The sequence below is a fragment of the Stenotrophomonas sp. STK17_22 genome (genome assembly GCF_051983905.1).
GTDB lineage: Bacteria > Pseudomonadota > Gammaproteobacteria > Xanthomonadales > Xanthomonadaceae > Stenotrophomonas > Stenotrophomonas maltophilia_A.
This window is the reverse complement of sequence record NZ_CP197010.1, coordinates 1,121,629-1,140,339: the sequence shown is the minus strand read 5'-3', so window position 1 is coordinate 1,140,339 and position 18,711 is coordinate 1,121,629. Positions and strand designations below refer to the sequence as shown.

General features: G+C 67.5%; 22 protein-coding genes. 12 read left to right on the top strand and 10 right to left on the bottom strand.

Annotated elements, in window-relative coordinates:
• Positions 1-103 precede the first annotated feature (103 nt).
• The 4 genes from ACSYS9_RS05180 to ACSYS9_RS05165 form a co-directional block, all read right to left on the bottom strand.
• Positions 104-712 carry a HutD/Ves family protein gene (locus ACSYS9_RS05180; RefSeq protein ID WP_049398795.1) on the bottom strand — a complete coding sequence of 203 codons (609 nt, stop codon included), beginning with the start codon at positions 710-712 and terminating at the stop codon, positions 104-106.
• Between the two features lie 34 nt (positions 713-746).
• Positions 747-1,472 carry a murein L,D-transpeptidase catalytic domain family protein gene (locus ACSYS9_RS05175; RefSeq protein ID WP_071228075.1) on the bottom strand — a complete coding sequence of 242 codons (726 nt, stop codon included), beginning with the start codon at positions 1,470-1,472 and terminating at the stop codon, positions 747-749.
• A 16-nt stretch (positions 1,473-1,488) separates the two neighbouring features.
• Positions 1,489-2,574, bottom strand: coding sequence for a L,D-transpeptidase (locus ACSYS9_RS05170; protein ID WP_049463135.1), 1,086 nt, complete (start codon positions 2,572-2,574; stop codon positions 1,489-1,491).
• A gap of 352 nt (positions 2,575-2,926) precedes the next feature.
• On the bottom strand, positions 2,927-3,331 hold the full coding sequence (locus ACSYS9_RS05165; protein ID WP_440568863.1) for a ComEA family DNA-binding protein: 405 nt from the start codon (positions 3,329-3,331) through the stop codon (positions 2,927-2,929).
• 121 nt (positions 3,332-3,452) lie between these two features.
• On the opposite strand from ACSYS9_RS05165, the gene ACSYS9_RS05160 reads away from it, so the two are divergent.
• From ACSYS9_RS05160 to murU, 4 genes are all read left to right on the top strand, one after another.
• Positions 3,453-4,946: a M20 family metallopeptidase gene (locus tag ACSYS9_RS05160; RefSeq protein ID WP_010483606.1), complete on the top strand. Its 1,494-nt coding sequence runs from the start codon at positions 3,453-3,455 to the stop codon at positions 4,944-4,946.
• Positions 4,947-5,016: 70 nt separating this feature from the next.
• A complete protein-coding gene (locus ACSYS9_RS05155; protein ID WP_049398791.1) occupies positions 5,017-5,286 on the top strand; it encodes a GlsB/YeaQ/YmgE family stress response membrane protein in 270 nt (89 codons plus the stop codon).
• 64 nt (positions 5,287-5,350) lie between these two features.
• On the top strand, positions 5,351-6,376 hold the full coding sequence (locus ACSYS9_RS05150; RefSeq protein ID WP_071228073.1) for an aminoglycoside phosphotransferase family protein: 1,026 nt from the start codon (positions 5,351-5,353) through the stop codon (positions 6,374-6,376).
• Positions 6,373-7,083, top strand: a complete 711-nt coding sequence (murU, locus tag ACSYS9_RS05145) for an N-acetylmuramate alpha-1-phosphate uridylyltransferase MurU (RefSeq protein ID WP_071228072.1) — start codon at positions 6,373-6,375, stop codon at positions 7,081-7,083. The genes ACSYS9_RS05150 and murU overlap by 4 nt, the downstream gene beginning before the upstream one ends.
• Before the next feature lie 529 nt (positions 7,084-7,612).
• On the opposite strand, the gene hda is transcribed toward murU, so the two are convergent.
• Genes hda through ACSYS9_RS05130 form a run of 3 tightly spaced genes read right to left on the bottom strand, consistent with a single transcriptional unit; the run spans position 7,613 to position 10,625 of the window.
• On the bottom strand, positions 7,613-8,320 hold the full coding sequence (gene hda / locus ACSYS9_RS05140) for a DnaA regulatory inactivator Hda (protein ID WP_071228071.1): 708 nt from the start codon (positions 8,318-8,320) through the stop codon (positions 7,613-7,615).
• Positions 8,320-9,489 carry an AI-2E family transporter gene (locus ACSYS9_RS05135; RefSeq protein ID WP_032130360.1) on the bottom strand — a complete coding sequence of 390 codons (1,170 nt, stop codon included), beginning with the start codon at positions 9,487-9,489 and terminating at the stop codon, positions 8,320-8,322. The genes hda and ACSYS9_RS05135 overlap by 1 nt, the downstream gene beginning before the upstream one ends.
• Positions 9,486-10,625 (bottom strand): DUF2066 domain-containing protein, encoded by a 1,140-nt coding sequence (locus ACSYS9_RS05130; RefSeq protein WP_071228070.1) that lies wholly within the window; start codon positions 10,623-10,625, stop codon positions 9,486-9,488. Before ACSYS9_RS05130 ends, ACSYS9_RS05135 begins: the two co-directional genes overlap by 4 nt.
• A 99-nt stretch (positions 10,626-10,724) precedes the next feature.
• Between ACSYS9_RS05130 and purM the strand changes: the two genes are divergently transcribed.
• The 7 genes from purM to ACSYS9_RS05095 all read left to right on the top strand — a co-directional run bounded on the left by purM (position 10,725) and on the right by ACSYS9_RS05095 (position 15,651).
• Positions 10,725-11,783 carry a phosphoribosylformylglycinamidine cyclo-ligase gene (gene purM / locus ACSYS9_RS05125; protein ID WP_071228069.1) on the top strand — a complete coding sequence of 353 codons (1,059 nt, stop codon included), beginning with the start codon at positions 10,725-10,727 and terminating at the stop codon, positions 11,781-11,783.
• 22 nt (positions 11,784-11,805) lie between these two features.
• On the top strand, positions 11,806-12,294 hold the full coding sequence (locus ACSYS9_RS05120) for a hypothetical protein (protein ID WP_071228068.1): 489 nt from the start codon (positions 11,806-11,808) through the stop codon (positions 12,292-12,294).
• Positions 12,291-12,713 carry a hypothetical protein gene (locus ACSYS9_RS05115; protein ID WP_032130364.1) on the top strand — a complete coding sequence of 141 codons (423 nt, stop codon included), beginning with the start codon at positions 12,291-12,293 and terminating at the stop codon, positions 12,711-12,713. The genes ACSYS9_RS05120 and ACSYS9_RS05115 overlap by 4 nt, the downstream gene beginning before the upstream one ends.
• Before the next feature lie 41 nt (positions 12,714-12,754).
• Positions 12,755-13,417 carry a DUF2238 domain-containing protein gene (locus ACSYS9_RS05110; protein ID WP_071228067.1) on the top strand — a complete coding sequence of 221 codons (663 nt, stop codon included), beginning with the start codon at positions 12,755-12,757 and terminating at the stop codon, positions 13,415-13,417.
• Complete coding sequence (purN, locus tag ACSYS9_RS05105) at positions 13,414-14,073, top strand: phosphoribosylglycinamide formyltransferase (RefSeq protein WP_049398165.1); 660 nt, start codon at positions 13,414-13,416, stop codon at positions 14,071-14,073. Before ACSYS9_RS05110 ends, purN begins: the two co-directional genes overlap by 4 nt.
• 67 nt (positions 14,074-14,140) lie before the next feature.
• The gene (locus ACSYS9_RS05100) at positions 14,141-14,965 is read left to right on the top strand and encodes a DUF3108 domain-containing protein (RefSeq protein ID WP_049398164.1); all 825 of its coding nucleotides are present in this window, start codon (positions 14,141-14,143) and stop codon (positions 14,963-14,965) included.
• A 2-nt stretch (positions 14,966-14,967) separates the two neighbouring features.
• Positions 14,968-15,651 (top strand): DUF3108 domain-containing protein, encoded by a 684-nt coding sequence (locus ACSYS9_RS05095; RefSeq protein WP_010483632.1) that lies wholly within the window; start codon positions 14,968-14,970, stop codon positions 15,649-15,651.
• Positions 15,652-15,773: 122 nt separating this feature from the next.
• Here ACSYS9_RS05095 and ACSYS9_RS05090 read toward each other — a convergent pair whose 3' ends face one another.
• The 3 genes from ACSYS9_RS05090 to ACSYS9_RS05080 are packed head-to-tail and all read right to left on the bottom strand — an operon-like array spanning position 15,774 to position 17,623.
• Positions 15,774-16,103: a hypothetical protein gene (locus ACSYS9_RS05090; RefSeq protein ID WP_032130368.1), complete on the bottom strand. Its 330-nt coding sequence runs from the start codon at positions 16,101-16,103 to the stop codon at positions 15,774-15,776.
• Positions 16,100-17,371, bottom strand: a complete 1,272-nt coding sequence (gene murA / locus ACSYS9_RS05085; protein WP_071228066.1) for a UDP-N-acetylglucosamine 1-carboxyvinyltransferase — start codon at positions 17,369-17,371, stop codon at positions 16,100-16,102. Before murA ends, ACSYS9_RS05090 begins: the two co-directional genes overlap by 4 nt.
• A gap of 21 nt (positions 17,372-17,392) precedes the next feature.
• Complete coding sequence (locus ACSYS9_RS05080; protein WP_005408396.1) at positions 17,393-17,623, bottom strand: BolA family protein; 231 nt, start codon at positions 17,621-17,623, stop codon at positions 17,393-17,395.
• A 54-nt stretch (positions 17,624-17,677) separates the two neighbouring features.
• Here ACSYS9_RS05080 and ACSYS9_RS05075 point away from each other — a divergent pair, with 54 nt between their 5' ends.
• Positions 17,678-18,679 (top strand): KpsF/GutQ family sugar-phosphate isomerase, encoded by a 1,002-nt coding sequence (locus ACSYS9_RS05075; RefSeq protein ID WP_049421533.1) that lies wholly within the window; start codon positions 17,678-17,680, stop codon positions 18,677-18,679.
• The last annotated feature ends 32 nt before the right edge of the window (positions 18,680-18,711 follow it).

Below are 18,711 nucleotides of genomic sequence, written 5' to 3'. Positions count from 1 at the left end.
ACGCATGGCGTGGATCTACTGAACGGTGTGTCCAGACATGGTGGCAACCGCATTTGCAGTAGATCCACGCCATGCGTGGATAGTGCCAACCGGCGCCCAGGAATCATCCCGCCGCCGCACTGATCCGGATCGCCAGCAACTCGCCACCGCCCTGCAATGCATGACGCTGCCGTTCACCGGCCGCCAACCACGCAGTGTCTCCCGCCTGCAACGCCGGCAGGCCACTATCTGCACCAAACTCCGCCTGACCGGCCAGCAGATGCAGCGCCCAGGCCACGCCCGGCTCGCAGAAGAAGAACATCGTGCCCACCAGCGGCCGGTGCAGCAGCTCGGCCTGCAGCAGCTCGCGCTTCCACATCAGGTTGAAGTCGTGGGTGGTGCCATCGACCAGTTCGCCGTGCAGCGCTTCCTCACCGGCGAAACGCACGCGCCCGTGCGGTGGCAGCACCTCGGCCACACGGCCATCCTCGAAACGCAGGCGCACGCCATTGCCCTGCAGCAGCACCAGTTCGCGCTCCACGCCGGGGAAAGCAGAGAACGCGGCGTCCTGTTCGATCTCGGCCACCGACAGGCGTAGCGCCCAGTCATCACCCTGCGCCGGCAGTCGCAGGATCTCGCGGGTCCAGCCCAGGCCGTTGCGCCAGCGTTCGCGGCGATAGTCCAGGCGGGAGATCACCTGGCTCGGAGTGTGCAACAGGGAGTCGATGTTCATCGGCGCATTGCATCATGCCGCGCGCCGTCATGCATCACCGCGTGGCGAGCGTGCCCTGGCCACCACACTCACCGCCCAGCAGCTGCGAGTGCTTCAGCCAGTCCTGGTCGGGGTAGTAGGCGAACACCATCGTGCCGCCACGCAATGCGTCGATCAGCGGCTTGGCCACCGACAGGCGTACCGCAGGGCAGCCCAGGCTGCGGCCGAGCCGTCCCTGCAGCTGCGCGGTCGCCGGGTTCACGTACGGCGCGCCGTGGATGACGATCGCACGGTCTCGCGCGCGGTCGTTGAAGCCCGGTTCCAGCCCGGCCAGGCGCAGCGAATAGCCGTTGCCGCCCATGTAGGTCTCCTGCGCGGTGAACGCGCCGAGGCTGGACATGAAGCTGCCATCGCGATTGGAGAAGTGTTCGGTACGGTTCTCACCGCTGTTGCGGCCATGCGCCACCCATTCCTCGAACAGCAGGCGCTGGTGGGCCAGGTCGAACACCCACAGACGCGGCTCGGTGGACGGCCGCGAATAATCGATCACGCTGAGGCGATCACCATTGATGCCCAGCTCCGGCCGCTGCAGCGCGCAGCGCATGGCGTGCGCCGCCAGCTGCAATACGTGGCGGTCGGCCTTGGGCGCACTGCGCGACAGCAAGGCGGCCAGATCATCGGCACTGGTGGCAAGGGCGGGCGTCTGTGCCAGCGCTGGAGCGCTGGCCGAGGTCGCCAGCAGGCCGAACGCGGCCAGCCGGCACAGGCGGGATGCAGTCATGGGCACAACGAGGGACTCAGTTGCCCTTGAGGGTGGACCCTGGCGGCTCGGATTCCAAGACCGGCTGCATCCCGGATTCAGCCGGGCTTGGGCGGACCGCCGGCAGCGAGGTCACCAGCAGGGTCGTGCCCGGTACCAGCACCTGGTACAGCTGACGGGCGAAATCGGCCGGCAGCGCCATCGGCAGCGAGGGCGTGGCCAGCAGGTCCGGCGTGGCCTGGGCACGGTCCTGGCCCAGCAGCGGATAGGCCGTCCACTGGTGCAGGCGCTGGTTCACGTCCAACGGGCTGGGCGTATCGCTGTAGCCCTGCCCCATCACGAACAGCGTGGTGCCCTGGAATGCCGGCAGGGCGTCGGCCTTCAGCGGCGACTCGCCGATCATCACGCCATCGCGCAGCACGTACAGGCGCTGGTCGTGCAGGCTGACCAGGATGCCGACCTGCCCGGCCGGCGCTGCGGCGTCATCCCACCAGGCCTGCGCCGGGGCCCCATCCCCGGTCTCCGGAAGGGCCTGGCCGCGCGCGTTGACCGGTGCCAGCACCGACGGATAGGCCAGCGTCATCGGCGAGCTCTTGGCATCGGCCACGACCACGGTGTCGCCACGCTGGGTTTCACTGAACAGCTTCTGCGCGAAGGCCTGCGGCAGCCGCACGCAGCCATGCGAGGCCGGATGACCAGGCAGGCTGCCGCCATGCAGGGCGATGCCGTCCCAGGTCAGCCGCTGCATGTAGGGCATCGGCGCGCTGTTGTAGAGGTTGGACTTGTGGTCCTTGTCCTTCTGCAGGATGGTGAACACGCCGGTCGGCGTCTCATGCCCAGCCTTGCCCGAGCTGATCGTGGTCAGGCCGATGGCAATGCCGTTGCGGTACACGTACGCGCGCTGCTCATCGAGGCTGACCACCAGCACGATCGGGCCGGTCGGTGAAATTTCCGGATGCCACAGGTATTCGCCCGGCTTGAGGTCGGTCGGTCCGCGCACTTCGGCGGTGCTGGCTGCGGCAGCGGCAGGCTTGGCGGCCGGCGTCGGCGCAGCGGCATGGCCCAGCAGCGGCAGGGCCAGTGCAAGGGCGAGCATCAGGGTAGTGGGGCGGTGCAGAAGCATCCAGCGGGGGTCCTTTCCATGCGGTGCGGCCACCGTACACCATCGACCCGTGGTGGCCGCGGCAAAACCAGGTGCCGGAAATGAAACTGCCCGGCGACACAGCCATGTGTCGTACCGGGCAATCGTTACGTCCTTGTCGGCCTGCTGCCGCCCCCTCGCATCCTGCGCTGTGGGGGTAGCGTTGCATCCTGCACGCGGCCGCGTCTGTCCTGTTTGTATCTCAGCCCCTTCCACAGGTCTGTGATGCCACCATCCTGGTGATTGGTGCCGCGTCCTGCGGCGGTCGGTGGTCACGGCCTTCCTGTCCGTGTCCGGTGAACCAGCCTCCTGCCGGTTCCGACGATTCCTGCTGTCAGCGCCTGGGTACGGTTCGCACCGGTACCGATCCGGGTACCGGATCCGCCGGCAACAACCTGTTGCCTACGGTGATCCGCTGTCGATTCCGTTCGACGATTGCTTTCCCTATCCCCTTCACCTGCGTCAGGTCCTCGACGCGATGAAACGGGCCGTGTCTGCGCCGGTGCTCGACGATCGCCTCGGCCTTGGCGGCTCCGACCATCGTCAATCCCTGCTGCAGCGCCTGGGCATCGGCGCGGTTGATGTCGATCGGTTCGGCGGCATGCGCCCCAGCGATCCACACGACCAGCACCAGTGCCCTCAACACGACACCCCAAGGCACGACGTGTATCTCCTTGTGATTCTGGCCGTCCCGACCGGCAATCCCGTCGGTAGGAACAGTGTCCGTCACCACATGCACACAGCCTATCGGTTTCCTGGATTTCTAAAAGCCAGCCAAATACCCGACGTGATGTAGGAAAAACCCTACCCGCGGCACAGGCGTAGAATGGCCGGATCAGCCCATGCAACCGGAGTTTCAGATGGACAGCGCCAAGCTCGGCCAATTCGTCAATGACAAGTGGGACAGCGAAATCGTCCCGCAGTTGGTCGACTACATCCGCATTCCCAACAAGTCGCCGATGTTCGACGCCAATTGGGTGCAGAACGGCTACATGGAACAGGCGGTCACCCTGATGGAGAACTGGGCCAAGGCCCAGCAGCTGCCCGGCCTGAAGGTTGAAGTGGTGCGCCTGGAAGGCCGTACCCCGCTGATCTTCCTGGAAATTCCGGCTACCGGCGCCGAAACCGGCGACGACACCATCCTGCTCTACGGCCACCTCGACAAGCAGCCGGAAATGACCGGCTGGGACGACGACCTCGGCCCGTGGACCCCGGTCCTGCGCGGCGACAAGCTGTATGGCCGCGGCGGTGCGGACGACGGCTACGCCATCTTCGGCTCGCTGGCCGCGGTGCTGGCACTACAGGCCCAGGGCCTGCCGCACGCCCGCTGCGTGGTGCTGATCGAAGCCTGTGAAGAGTCGGGCAGCTATGACCTGCCGGCCTACGTCGACCACCTCGCCGACCGCATCGGCAAGCCGTCGCTGGTGGTCTGCCTGGATTCGGGCTGCGCCAACTACGACCAGCTGTGGTGCACCACCTCGCTGCGCGGCCTGACCGGCGGCAACTTCACCGTGAAGGTGCTCAACGAAGGCGTGCACTCCGGCGATGCCTCCGGCGTGGTGCCGTCCAGCTTCCGACTGCTGCGCCAGCTGCTGTCGCGCATCGAGGACCAGGACACCGGCCGCATCCTGATCGACGGCATGAACGTTGAGATCCCGGCCGAGCGCCAGGAACAGGCCAAGCGCGCCGCCGAAGTGGTCGATACCGAGATCTTCGAGAAGTTCCCGATGGTCGACGGTCTGCGTCCGATGAACGAGGACCTGACCGAGCTGGTGCTCAACCGCACCTGGCGCCCGGCACTGTCGGTCACCGGCGTCGGTGGCATGCCGGCGCTGGAATCGGCCGGCAACGTGCTGCGCCCGCAGACCTCGGTGAAGCTGTCGCTGCGCCTGCCGCCGACCGCCGATGGCAAGACCTGCGGTGAGCTGCTGAAGGAAGCGCTGCTGCGCGACCCGCCGAACGGTGCGCAGGTCACTCTGGATCTGGAAAAGGCATCCACCGGCTGGAACGCCCCGGCCATGGCGCCGTGGCTGACCCAGGCCATCGACGACGCCAGCCAGGCCTTCTTCGGCAAGCCGGCGATGTACATGGGCGAAGGTGGCTCGATTCCGTTCATGGGCATGCTGGGTGAGAAGTTCCCGGGCGCCCAGTTCATGATCACCGGCGTGCTCGGTCCGCACTCCAATGCACACGGCCCGAACGAGTTCCTGCACATTCCGATGGGCAAGAAGGTCACCGCCTGCGTGTCCAAGGTGATCAGCGAGCACTACGCCGCCAGCCTGCGCGGCGAGACCAGCGGTTCGCCGGTGGCTGCCGACAGTGGCACCCGCCACGGCGACCACGGCTGCTGCTGAATCCGGCACACCGTGACGGACGCAGCCTGGCCTTGCTAGGCTGCGTCCACCCTTGGTGGAAATCGCGCGCATGAATGGTCTGTTCGGCAGCAGCAGCTGGCTCTACATCATCCTGGTCGGCTTCTTCGTCGGCCTGCTCGGGCGATTCTTCATGCCCGGCAACAACCGCATGGGCTGCCTGCTGACCATCGTGCTGGGCATCATCGGCGCGCTGCTGGCCGGGTGGTTCGGCCAGTACATGGGCTGGTACGCCCCCGGTGAGCCGGCCGGCTTCCTCGGTGCGGTGCTGGGCGCGGTGGCCGTGCTGGCCGTCCTGCGTCTGTTCAGCGGTCGCCGCTGATCCCGCACCCTCTTCCCTTCCTGTTCCCGACGTAGGCGCGCCCGGCGCGCCCGGATATGCCTGCATGACCGAACCCGCCTCCGATCCCCAGCGCAGCGCGCAGCGCCTGCAGTGGGCCCGTACCCAGCTCGATGATTCCAGTGCGGTGGTCGAACGCGCCTCGGTCGATGCCGGCATGCGCAGCTACTGGCGCACCACCAGCACGCGCGGCAGCCACATCGTGATGGATGCCCCGCCGGGGCTGGAAGATCCGCGCCCATGGCTGCGCATGCGCGGCCTGCTGGATGACAACGGCCTGCGTGTGCCCGCGCTGCTGGCGCAGGATCTGGATGCCGGCTTCCTGCTGCTGGAAGATCTCGGCGGCCCGACCCTGGCGAAGATCCTCGACGAGCGCAACGCCGATGAATGGTTCGGCCGCTCGATCGAACAGCTGCTGCGCCTGCAGGCGATCCCGGTGCCGGCCGACTTCGGCCAGTTCGGCGAAGCACTGCTGCAGCGCGATGCCGGCCTGTTCGACGAATGGTTCCTGCAGCGCCACCTGAACCTGGAACTGGACTGCGGCGAGATTGAAGGGCTGCAGCTGGTGCACCGCCGCTTGATGGACAACGCGCTGGGCCAGGCCCAGCTGATGACCCATCGCGACTACATGCCGCGCAATCTGATGCCGGTCGAGAATGGTCCGGCAGTGCTGGATTTCCAGGACCTGGTGCGCGGCCCGATCGCCTACGATGCGATGAGCTTGTTCAAGGACGCGTTCCTGAGCTGGCCGCTGCAGCGTGTGGACGAGTGGCTGGCGCAGTATCACGAGCGCGCCCGCAACGCCGGCCTGCCGGTGCCCGACCGCGCCACCTTCCTGCGCGATGCTGACTGGATGGGCATCCAGCGCCACGTGAAGATCCTTGGCCTGTTCTGCCGCCTGCGCTACCGCGACAACAAGGGTCACTACCTCGACGACGCGCCGCGCTTCATCACCTATCTGGATGAAGTGCTGCCGCGCTACCGCGAGCTGGCACCGCTGCAGCAGCTGCTGGAACACCGCATCAAGCCGGCGCTGGCCGACCTGGCCGCACCGATGCGCGTGGCCCGATGAAGGCACTGATCTTTGCTGCCGGCCTCGGCGAACGCATGCGCCCGCTGACCCTGTGCACGCCCAAGCCGCTGCTGGAAGTAGCTGGCAAACCGCTGATCGTCTGGCACCTGGAACGCCTGGCCGCACTCGGCGTGCGCGAGGTGGTGGTCAACACCGCATGGCTGGCCGAACAGTTTCCAGCGACGCTGGGCGATGGCAGCCAATGGGGCCTGCGCCTGCATTTCATGTACGAAGGGCAGACCCCGCTGGAAACCGGCGGCGGCATCCTCAATGCCCTGCCGGTGCTGGGCGACGCCCCGTTCCTGGTGGTGAACGGCGACATCTGGACCGATTTCGATTTCGCCACGCTGCCGCGCGAGCCGCAGGGCCAGGCGCATCTGGTGCTGGTCGACAATCCGCTTCAGCACCCGAACGGTGACTACCGCCTCGATGCGCAGGGGTTGCTGCACCACGACCGCGAAGGACCGTGCCTGACCTATGCCGGCATCGGCGTGTATCGCCCTTCCATCGTGGCCGACTGGCACACGGTGATCGGTGATGCACCGGGCAGCGAGCGGCTCCCACCGAAGTTCTCGGTGGTGCCGCTGCAGAAGCACTTCATGGCACAGGGATTGATGACGGGGCAGCACCATCGCGGGCGCTGGACCGATGTCGGCACCGTTGATCGCCTGCGTGCGCTGGATGCGGAGTTGGCGGCGAACGGCTGAGCCCCTCGTGGCTGGATGCCTAATCAGTAGAGTCGAGCTTGCTCGACTGCAAAGCCGTGCTTGGCCGGGCGGGATGGGTACGCGGGGGACGCCGTGAATCCATCCATGGAGGCTTGTCCGCGGCATCCATGCCGCAGACACCCCCGCGTACCCATCCCGCCCGGCCTCTGACAGTTTCCGTGCGCGTCCAGCCACGGAAAAGAAAAAAGAAAAGCAAAAGCGGGTCGCGTCGCTATGCTCGCTCTGGTGTCGACCAAGGTCGACACCCACCAACAGCAGTGCAGTACGCAGTCCCGGCAGATCGCGGGAATCTGTCGAAGGCGGGGTGGCTCAGGTTGCGGGGGCGTGAGCGCCATGGATGGCGCGACCGAGGCTACATGGACGTACTTGCGCCGTCCCCCGCAACCTGAGCCACCCCGCCTCCCCTCAGGAAGCCAGCTTCTGCTGTTGCTTCAGCTCTTGCTGTTGCCGGCCAGCGGCCGGCACTACGGCGGGTGCAGGGCGCAGCCCTGCAAAGCAAACCCCACCCTCAGTAACGAGGCCGCCCTTCTTCCAGCACCTGGCGCAGGAACGGCACGGTGATCCGCCGCTTCGCCGCCAGCGACTCCCGGTCCAGCCAGTCCAGCAGCGTGATCAATCCACCCAGCTCGCGCCCGGTATGCGACAGCAGCCACTCGATCGAGGCCTCGTCGATCGCCAGCCCACGCCGCAGCGCGCGCTCACGCAGCACCGCTGCCCGCCCTTCCTCATCCAGCGGCTGCAGCAGCACACGCACGCACTGGCCCAGCCGCGAACGCAGGTCCGGCAGCACCAGGCCCAGTTCGCCCGGCGCCTTCTGCGCCGTGTACAGCACGGTCACGCCCGCAGCGCGCGCACGGTTATGGAAATCGAACAGCGCGATCTCGTCCTCGCGGTTGCCGGCAACCTCATCCAGGCCGTCCAGCGCCACCAGTTCGCGCGCTTCCAGCCCATCGAGCGCCGCACGAACGCGGCCAGCGGCGCTGGCCAGCGGTACGTAGGTCGGCAGTCGCCCGGCCTGCTCGGCGCTGGAGCACATCGCCAGCGCCTGGTGGGTCTTGCCCGTGCCCGCCGCACCTTCCAGGTAGACCCAATCGTGGCTGGCGCCGACCGCGATCGCGCGCAGCTGCGCCAGCGCGCCATCCGGCGCGCCGATGAAGGTCTCCAGGCGCTGGTCCCGCGGGTAATGCAGGGCCAGCGGCAGTTGCGGCACACCCATCACTTCAGGTCGGGGCCCTTGTCGTTCGGAATGATGATATGGGGGGCATCGACCACGCCATCAAGCACGATCGCCGGCTTCTCACCCACGTACAGCTCGCTCTGGCGATAACGCTGGTGCGCGTAGCGCAGCAGCACGTTGGTCACCGCTGCCACCGGCAGCGCCAGCAGCATGCCGAGGAAGCCGAACAGCTGGCCGCCGGCCATCACCGCGAAGATCACTGCCACCGGGTGCAGGCCGATCTTGTCGCCGACAATCCGCGGGGTCAGCACGTAGCTTTCCAGCAGCTGGCCCACGGTGAACACCACGCCGACCAGGATCAGCAGCTTCAGGTCGAAGCCCTGTGCCTGCACCAGTGCGGCGACCACCGCCATCAGGATGCCGGTGGTCGCGCCCAGATAGGGAATGAAGCTGATCAGGCCGGCAATCAGGCCGATCAGCAGACCCAGCTTGAGGCCGACCAGCGACAGGCCGCCGGCATAGATCACGCCCAGCGCCAGCATCACCAGGAACTGGCCGCGGATGAAGGCGCCCAGCACCTCGTTGGACTCACGCGCCAATGCGCTGATGGTGCCGATCTGGTTGCGCGGAATCACCGACGCCACGCGCTCGACCAGCTTGTCCCAGTCACGCAGGAAGTAGAACGCCAGGATCGGCAGAAGCAGGATGTTGACCACCCAGGTCACCATCGCAAAGCCCGAACGCGAGACATAGCCCATGAACGTGGTGGCGAAGCCGCCGGCCTGCTGCCAGTGGCTGCGCACCCATTCGATCAGGCGGTCCGGGTCCAGCCACTGCATCACTTCCAGGCCGGTCTTCTGCTCGAACCAGGGAATGCCCTTTTCCATCAGCCACGCCTGTGCCTGCGGCGCGACCGCAATCAGGGTGGTGATCTGGCGCTCGATCATCGGCACCAGCACCAGCAGCAGCGCCACGATCACCAGCACCATCGCCGCGAACACCAGCACCACGCCGGTCATGCGCGAACGGCCGGTGGCCTCGATGCGGTCCACCAGCGGATCGCCCAGCCAGGCCAGCGCCAGCGCCAGCACGAACGGGGTCAGGATCGGCGCCAGCAACCACACCACCCAGCCGATCAGGCCGGCGAACAGGATGTACTTCAGGCGGCGCAGAAACTGCGCGATTTCCGCTTCCGGGGTCAGGTTCATCGCAGGCGGTACTCGTTGCTGACCGGCGCAGCGACCGGGGCACCGGTGGTGTCGTCGATCGGCGTCGGCAGGGCCGGCAGCGGTGCGCTCGGCACCAGCACGCCGTTGTCGCCCAGCATGCGGTTGAAGCCGGCCAGGCCGGTGGTCATCTCCAGGCTCAGCTCCAGCTGGCCGGCCGAAGCGTGCAGCGGGGTGACGTTGCGCACCACCGGCACCTCACGCAGGCCGGCAGCCAGGCGCAGGTAGTCGTCGGCACTGTTGATGCCGGTGACCACCACCCGATAGGTGCCGGCCTGGCCGACGGCCGCGCCGGCCTTGGCATAGCGCTTGACCAGCGCATCGGCGGCACCATCGGCACCGGCGGCCATCGCGCGCATGGCGTTGGCGTCCTTGCTGGTCCACTTGTTCAGCTCACGGCCGTTGTCGACGAACACCCAGTCCGCCTGCCAGCCGCCATTGGCGCGGTACAGCTTGCCGATCAGCTGCATCGGCGGAGAGTAGCGCGAAGAGGCACGGGCCACGGCGGCACTGTCCTGGCGCCAGATGGCACTGGCCAGCGCCTGTTCGGCGGCACCACCGCTGGGCAGGCCCAGCTTGTAGCCGCGCTCGATGGCGCGGTTCAGCAACGGGCGGGCGGCGTTGGCCTGCTGCACGCTGACCAGGCGCGGACCGCTGCCGTCATCGACGGCCAGCCACAGCACCGGCTTCGGTCGGGGCTGCGGCCACAGCGGCAGGCCCAGCGCCGACACCAGCGAATCGACATCGTCCTCGCGGAAGCGGGCCACCAGCAGGGTGCGGAAGCTGGGGGCGCCACTGGCGCTCACGCTCTGGTCCTGCTTGTAGTCGTAGCTGGCCACGTAATCCTTGGCATTGCGCAGCGCCTGCGCCACGCCAGGGCGCGACATCACGCTGCGATCGCCGGACAACTTGCCCAGTACAACGCTCAAGGCGCGGGCCAGGGCGCCGTTGCGGTCGGCTTCGGCCTGGCTGTTGACGGGCACTTCGGCCTCGTACGCGCCAGTGGCGGTGGCAACATCACCCTCGGTGCGCAGGCCGCTCTGGGCCATCGTGGCCACCGGCAGGCTCAGCGCAAGGAGCAGGGTCAGAATCAGGCTGCGGCGCATCAGGACATCCATTGGCTCGACGTATCCGGGGGAATTGTTGCCCGAATACGGCCTTTGCGCCAATGCGGCCTGTTAAAATCGCCCGTTCAACCCCTGCCAGCGCCGACGCCCGTGACCAACACCCCGTCTTCCGCCCCCTCCCCCCTCACCTACCGTGACGCGGGTGTCGACATCGACGCCGGCAACGAACTGGTCGAGCGGATCAAGCCCCTGGTCAAGCGCAGCTTCCGCCCGGAAGTGATGGGCGGCCTGGGCGGCTTCGGCGCCCTGTTCGACCTGTCCAACAAGTACCGCGAGCCGGTGCTGGTGTCGGGTACCGACGGCGTGGGCACCAAGCTGAAGCTGGCCCACCAGCTGGACCGCCACGATACGATCGGCATCGACCTGGTCGCGATGTGCGTGAACGACGTGCTGGTGCAGGGTGCCGAGCCGCTGTTCTTCCTGGACTACTTCGCCACCGGCAAGCTGGACATCGACACCGCCGCAGCGGTCGTGGGTGGCATCGCCAACGGCTGCACCGAGGCCGGCTGCGCGCTGATCGGCGGCGAAACCGCTGAAATGCCCGACATGTATGCCCCGGGCGAGTACGACCTGGCCGGCTTCACCGTCGCCGCGGTCGAGAAGAGCGAGCTGAAGGATGGCGCCAGCGTGGCTGCCGGCGACGTGCTGATCGGCATCGCTTCGTCCGGCCCGCATTCCAACGGCTACTCGCTGGTGCGCCGCATCTACGACCGCGCCGGCCGCCCGGCCGAGCTGGAGCTGGAAGGCGGCGTGAAGCTGGTCGATGCGCTGATGGCGCCGACCCGCCTGTACGTGAAGCCGATCCTGTCGCTGCTGAAGTCGCACGGCGCGGCCATCCACGGCATGGCCCACATCACCGGTGGCGGCCTGACCGAGAACATCATCCGCGTGGTGCCCGACGGCCTCGGCCTGGACATCCAGGCCTCGTCCTGGACCCTGCCGCCGGTGTTCCAGTGGCTGCAGAAGGAAGGCGCGGTCGCCGACAGCGAGATGTGGCGCACCTTCAACTGCGGTATCGGCTTCGTGCTGATCGTGGCGCCGGACCAGGTGGCCGCGGTATCCGATGCGGTCAAGGCGCAGGGCCTGGAGCACTGGACCATCGGCCAGGTGGTCACTGCCGAAGGCGCCGAGCGCGTCCACATCGCCTGATCCCGACAACCCAGGAGCCCGCATGGACGCAACGCCCCCCTTGTCGCCCGCCCCCGTGCCGCCGCCGCTGGCGACGGTACCGGTGTTCAACGCGCAGGATGCCGACCACCTGCGCATGCTGGCCATCGCGCACTACGTGGTCGGCGGCCTGATCGTGCTGTTCTCGCTGATCTTCATCATCCACATCGTGCTGGGCATCACCGCGCTCACCGGCAACCTGCCGATGAATTCCGGCGGCCAGCCGTCGTCGCCGGCCGAACAGCGCCTGTTCGGCTGGATGTTCACCCTCATCGGTTGCGTCGCCGTATTCGGTGGCGTCAGCCTGGGCGCGTTCGTCGCCTATGCCGGCCGCTGCCTGGCCCAGAGACGCCGCTACCTGCTGTGCCTGATCGCGGCCGGCCTGGCCTGCCTGTTCACCCCCATCGGCACGGTGCTGGGGGTGTTCAGCCTGATCACCCTGCTGCGCCCGCAGGTGAAGGCCGCCTTCGACCTTCCCGCCACGCCCGCATGACCGCCTCCGGCAATCCGCCGCCGCTGCCGCATCAGACCCTGGCGCAGCTGCAGCTGACCAGCCATCTGCAGACGCTGAAAGTGCTGTTCTACGCGTTGGCCGGCTTCCATTGGTTCGCCACAGTGGCGTTCCTTGGCCTCAGCGGATGGGTGGCCCACTCGCGCGGACTGGACGATGCCTGGATGCTGACCACGGTCTATGCGTCCATCGCCGTGCTGGCGGCCGTGCTGGGGTTCGTGCAGTTGTATACCGCGCGCCAGCTGTCACATCGCACCGGGCTGGCCTGGTGCCGGCGCGCGGCGTGGCTGGGCGTACTGGCCGGCCCGCTGGGCATGGCCTTGGCCGCCTATGCCTGGGTGTTCCTGTCCAAACCTGACATGGCCGCGCTGTTCGACCGCGGCGACCACCTCAGTGTCTGAACCTGCCGGCAGACGCCCCGTCCTTTCCTGATCGATTTCCCATGTCCGCGCCTGCCCTCCCGACGTCCGCTTCGCCCACCACCCACCGTTTCTCGGGCCCCAAGAAGCTGGCCTTTGCCGCCGTGCTGGCGGTGTTCGCAATCAGCTGGGTCCACCCGCTGTGGCCTACCGAACAGGCCCTGCACAGCACCCTGACCGCGATCGGGCTGGCCGCGCTGCTGTGGGTCGACCGTCGCGGCGGCTGGCTGGGCAACGGTGCCTTCATCGCGATCTGCGGCTTCATCGCCCTGCACTGCGTGGCCGCGCGCTGGCTGTATTCCAACGTGCCCTACGACGCCTGGGCGCAGACGCTGAGCGGCTGGTCGCCGAATGCGGCCTTCGGCTGGCAGCGCAACCATTTCGATCGCCTCATCCACTTCCTGTTCGGGGTCTGCTTCACTCCTGCGCTGCTGCAGCTTGCCCGTCATGCGTGGCCGGCGCTGCGCTTGGGCCAGGCCTTCACCCTGGCGGTGATGACGGTGATGTGTGCCAGCCTGGTCTACGAATGGTTCGAGTGGGCCATCGCGCTGGCGCTGTCACCGGATGCTGCCGAGGCCTACAACGGGCAGCAGGGCGACATGTGGGACGCGCACGCCGACATGCTGATGGCCACCCTCGGCAGCCTGCTGATCTGGCCGCTGATCCGCCGGAGCGCCCAGCAGTGACCGCGACCACCCGCATTGCCGTGCTCGCCTCCGGCCGCGGCAGCAACCTGCAGGCCATCCTCGATGCCATTGCCGACGGCCGACTGCCCGCCGAGGTGGTCGGCGTGTTTTCCGACCGCCCCGCCGCAGAGGCCCTGCAGCGCGTCGCACCGAACCTGCGCTGGGCGCATGCACCGAAGTCCTTCAGCGACCGCGCCAGCTACGAGCAGGCGCTCGGCGATGCGCTGGCCGCAGTACAACCGGACTGGATCGTCTGCGCCGGCTACATGCGCATCCTCGGCGCGGCCTTCGTACAGCGCTTCAATGGCCGGCTGGTCAACATCCATCCATCGCTGCTGCCGCTGCACAAGGGCCTGGACACCCACGCACGGGCGCTGCAGGCGGGCGACGCCGAGCACGGTGCCAGCGTGCATCTGGTCGTGCCCGAGCTGGATGCGGGCGCCGTGCTGGCGCAGGTGCGGGTGCCGGTGCTGCCCGGCGATGACGCCGACAGCCTGGCCGCGCGCGTGCTGGCGGTGGAGCATCCGCTGCTGATCGCCACCCTGCAGCTGTTGTGCGCCGGCCGCCTGGCTGAACGGGAGGGCCAGCCGCAACTGGACGGTCACCCCCTGTTTAGCCCGTTGGCCCTAGATTCCGCCGGGAACCTGAACCGGTAGTCCCCATGCACACGCCCCGCTGACTGCGGGGCTGGCATCCTGCCCCCTCCTGCGGTCCCTGTCCTCCATGAAGACCACGACCCTGCTGTCCACTCCATTGCTGTTGTCGCTTGCCGTGTTCCCCGGCGTGGGCTGGGGCCAGGCGCAGGCGCCCGCCCCCCCGCCGGCACCGGTGCCCGCAGCGCAGCCGCCAGCCGATGCGCCGGCCGTACCGATGCCACCGGCACTGGCCTGGGAGCCACCGCCGCTGCAACCGTTCAGCGCCACCTACCAGGCCTTCTACAAGGGCAAGGAAGCGGGCGATGCCAGCATGCAGGTCACCCACACCGGCGGCAGCCAGTGGCGGGTGGACATGCAGGTGGTCGGCCGCCGCGGCTTTGCCAGCGTGCTGGGCCTGAACATCGAACAGAGCACAGTGTTCGAGGAGCGCAGCGGCGTGTATGCGCCGCTCAGCCAGAGCACGGTGCGCAAGGGCCTGTTCCTGGGCAAGAAGGCGGTCGGCACCTACAACTGGCAGGCCGGCACCGCGCAATGGACCGGTGACGTCAAGAAGGAACGCGCGCAACCGATCCCGCTGCAGGCAGGCGACCAGAGCGCGCTGCTGATCAACCTGGCGATCATGCGCGATGCGCGTCCAGGCGCCTCCATGCATTACCGCTACGTGGACATGGGCAAGGTCCGCGAACACGACTACCAGGCCGCGCCGCAGACCGAGAACGTCGAGGTCGGCGACCTGTCCTACAACGCACTGCGGGTCTACCGGACCAACGGTGGCAGAAACGAAACCATTCTCTGGATCGCCAACGGTGTCCCCACCCCGGTGCGCATCCTGCAACGCGAAGACGGCGAAGACCGCGTCGATCTGCGCCTGATCGAATACCAAGGAGTCTGAGCATGAATACCCTGACCCGCCCCCTCACCTGGATCGCAGCCGCTGCCCTGACCGTGGCCAGCCTGCCGGCCATGGCGCTGGAACCGTTCAAGGCCGATTACCTGGCCAGCTACATGGGCATGCAGGCCAACGGCACCATGACCCTGGCCAGCGAAGGCAGCAACAAGTGGCGCTACAGCCTGCAGGTGAAGAACCAGCTGGCCGACCTCAGCCAGAGCACGGTGTTCGAGGAAGTGCGTGGCCAGCTGCGCCCGCTCAGCAGCCAGGACCGTTCGGCGCTGCTGGTGAAGAAGCGCAACGTGCAGGCCAACTACAACTGGACCAGCAACCAGGCCACCTGGACCGGTGACATCAAGCCGGATCGCGCTGGCCCGATTGCGCTGAAAGCCGGTGACATGGACGCGCTGCTGATCAACCTGGCGATCGCCCGTGACCTGGCGGCGGGCAAGCCGCTGACCTATCGCATGGTCGACGAAGGCCGCATCAAGAACATGACGTACCGTGTGATCGGCAAGGAATCGATCACCGTGGGCGGCAAGAGCTACGAGGCCACCAAGGTCTCGCGCGCCGACGGCAACAAGGAGCTGATCGCCTGGATCGTGCCGGAATTCCCGGTGCCGGCGCGCATGCTGCAGCGTGAGAGCGGCCGCGATGCGCTGGACCTGACCATCAAGGCGATGAACTGACGCGCGAACCGGTAGTGCCGGCCACTGCCCGGCATTCTCGCGATGCTCCACGAGGTTGATGGGGTTGCCGGCCAGCGGCCGGCACTACCGAAAAGAAAACGCCCGCTTTCGCGGGCGTTTTCTTATTTCTTCGCTTCAGCCGGTTTCTGTTCCTCGGCCGGCTTGAACTCGGTCCGGCAGTCCACGCGGATCTGCTCACCGGTGCTGCGCCAGACGAAGGTGCGGCAATGACGGTTGCCGTCCTGGCTGTCGTTCACTGCGACCGCATAGAACGACTCGATGATTTCATCACGCGAGACCGTGCCATCGCCGTTCCAGTCCATGTCCTTCTGCTCGATGCCCTGGGTGATGGCGATGTTGGCGTACCAGGCATAGCCCAGCCACGCCAGCACGATCAGCACCAGGGCCAGCAGCGCCTTGCGACGCGGGCTGAACTTGCCGCGCAGGATCATGGCACGCGCCGGATGGTGGCACCGAGCGAAGACAGCTTCTCTTCGATGTTCTCGTAGCCACGATCAAGGTGGTAGATGCGGTCGATGGTGGTATCGCCGCTGGCCATCAGGCCGGCCAGGATCAGCGATGCCGAGGCGCGCAGGTCGGTGGCCATCACCGGCGCGCCGCTCAGGTGCTCGTTGCCACGCACGATGGCGGTATGCCCTTCGACCTGGATATCCGCGCCCAGGCGCAGCAGTTCGTTGACGTGCATGAAACGGTTCTCGAAGATCGTTTCGTTGATCACGCCCACGCCGTCGGCCACGCAGTTGAGCGCCATGAACTGCGCCTGCATGTCGGTCGGGAATGCCGGGTACGGCGCGGTGGTCAGGTTGACCGCCTTCGGCCGCTTGCCCTGCATGTCCAGGGTGATGGTGTCTTCGGTGGTCTCGATCTTCGCACCGGCTTCGACCAGCTTGGACAGCACCGCGTCCATGGTGTTCGGGCGCGCACGGTTGACCGTGACCTTGCCACCGGTCATCGCTGCGGCCACCAGGAAGGTGCCGGTCTCGATACGGTCGGGCAGCACTTCGTGGCGGCCACCGGACAGGCGCTCGACGCCTTCGATCACCAGGCGAGCAGTGCCCAGGCCTTCGATTTTCGCGCCCAGCGCGATCAGGCAGTGCGCCAGATCGGTCACTTCCGGTTCCATCGCGCAGTTGTCGAGGATGGTGGTGCCTTCGGCCAGCACCGCGCCCATCAGCACGTTCTCGGTGCCGGTGACGCTGACCATGTCGAAGGTGAAGTGCCCCCCCTTCAGCCGCTTGGCGGTGGCCTTGATGAAGCCGTTCTCGACCACGATCTCGGCACCCAGCGCCTGCAGGCCCTTGATGTGCTGGTCGACCGGACGCGAACCGATCGCGCAGCCGCCCGGCAGCGATACTTCGGCCGCGCCGAAGCGGGCCAGCAGCGGGCCCAGCACCAGGATCGAGGCGCGCATGGTCTTGACCAGCTCATACGGTGCCACGTGCTGGTTGACCGAACGCGGGTCGACCACGATCGCGCTGCCGCGCGACAGCGTGCCCTGGTCGATGGTCACTTTCGCGCCCAGTTCGCCCAGCAGCTTCACCGTGGTGACCACGTCGTGCAGGTGCGGCACGTTGGTGATCTCCACCGGCGCATCGGCCAGCAGGGTCGCGCAGAGAATGGGGAGGACGGCGTTCTTGGCGCCGGAGATGCTCACTTCACCGTGCAGCGCAGCGCCGCCGGTCACAACGATCTTGGCCATGTATTCGGGATCTTCTGCGGTTCAGCCGGCTTCGGCCGGGGTCACGGTTTTCAGCGCCAGCGCGTGGATCGCGCCGCCCATCAGGTCGCCCAGCGTGGCATACACCATGCGGTGGCGGGCCAGCGGCATCTTGCCGGCGAAGGCCTCGCAGACCACGGTCGCTTCGAAATGCACGCCATCGTCGCCCTGCACGTCGGCGCGGGCGCCGGGCAGGCCGGTTTCGATCAGATTGCGGATGGTGTCGGCGTCCAACGGGCTTTCCTAATAAAATGTGCCTCCATTCTACTTCCGCTGCGTGGCGTCCGCATGGCCGAATCCCTGTTGCCCCCCCGTTCCGTCGACCCTGCCGGCCTGGTCGCCAGCGGCCGCCGCGTCTTCGAGATCGAGCGGCAGGCGCTGGACGCCGTGGCCGACCGCCTTGGCGAGGCGTTCCAGCAGGCCTGCCAGGCGATCCTGGCCAGCCGCGGCCGGGTGGTCGCCACCGGCATGGGCAAGTCCGGGCACATCGCCCGCAAGATCGCCGCCACCCTGGCGTCCACCGGTACGCCGGCGTTCTACGTGCACCCGGGTGAAGCCGGCCACGGCGACCTGGGCATGATCACCGAGGACGACGTGGTGCTGGCCCTGTCCTATTCGGGCGAGTCAGACGAGGTGCTGATGCTGCTGCCGGTGCTCAAGCGCCAGGGCAACGTGCTGATTTCCATGACCGGGCGCCCACAGTCCAGCCTAGCCACCGCCGCCGACATCCACCTGGACGTGAGCGTGCCGGCCGAGGCCTGTCCGCTGGCGCTGGCGCCGACCTCCAGCACCACCGCCTCGCTGGCGATGGGCGACGCGCTGGCGGTGGCCCTGCTCGATGCGCGCGGCTTCACCGCCGACGATTTCGCCCGTTCACACCCGGCCGGCAGCCTCGGCCGCCGCCTGCTGCTGCACATCACCGACGTGATGCACACCGGCGACGACCTGCCCAGCGTGGGCGCCGACGCCAGTCTCAGTGAAGCGCTGATGGAGATGAGCCGCAAACGGCTGGGCATGACCGCCGTGGTCGATGCCGGCGGCGTGCTGATCGGCCTGTTCACCGACGGCGACCTGCGCCGCGCGCTGGACAGCGCGCTGGACGTGCGCACCGCGAAGATCGCCGATGTGATGACGCGCAACCCACGCACCATCGGCGCCGACCAGCTGGCGGTGGAGGCGGCCCGGCTGATGGAGACCCACAAGATCACCGGCCTGATCGTGGTCGATGGCCAGGGCCGTGCGGTCGGCGCCCTGAACATTCATGACCTGTTGCGGGCCCGGGTGGTTTAACCGACAGTCCGTAGACCCCATTCAGTCTGTAC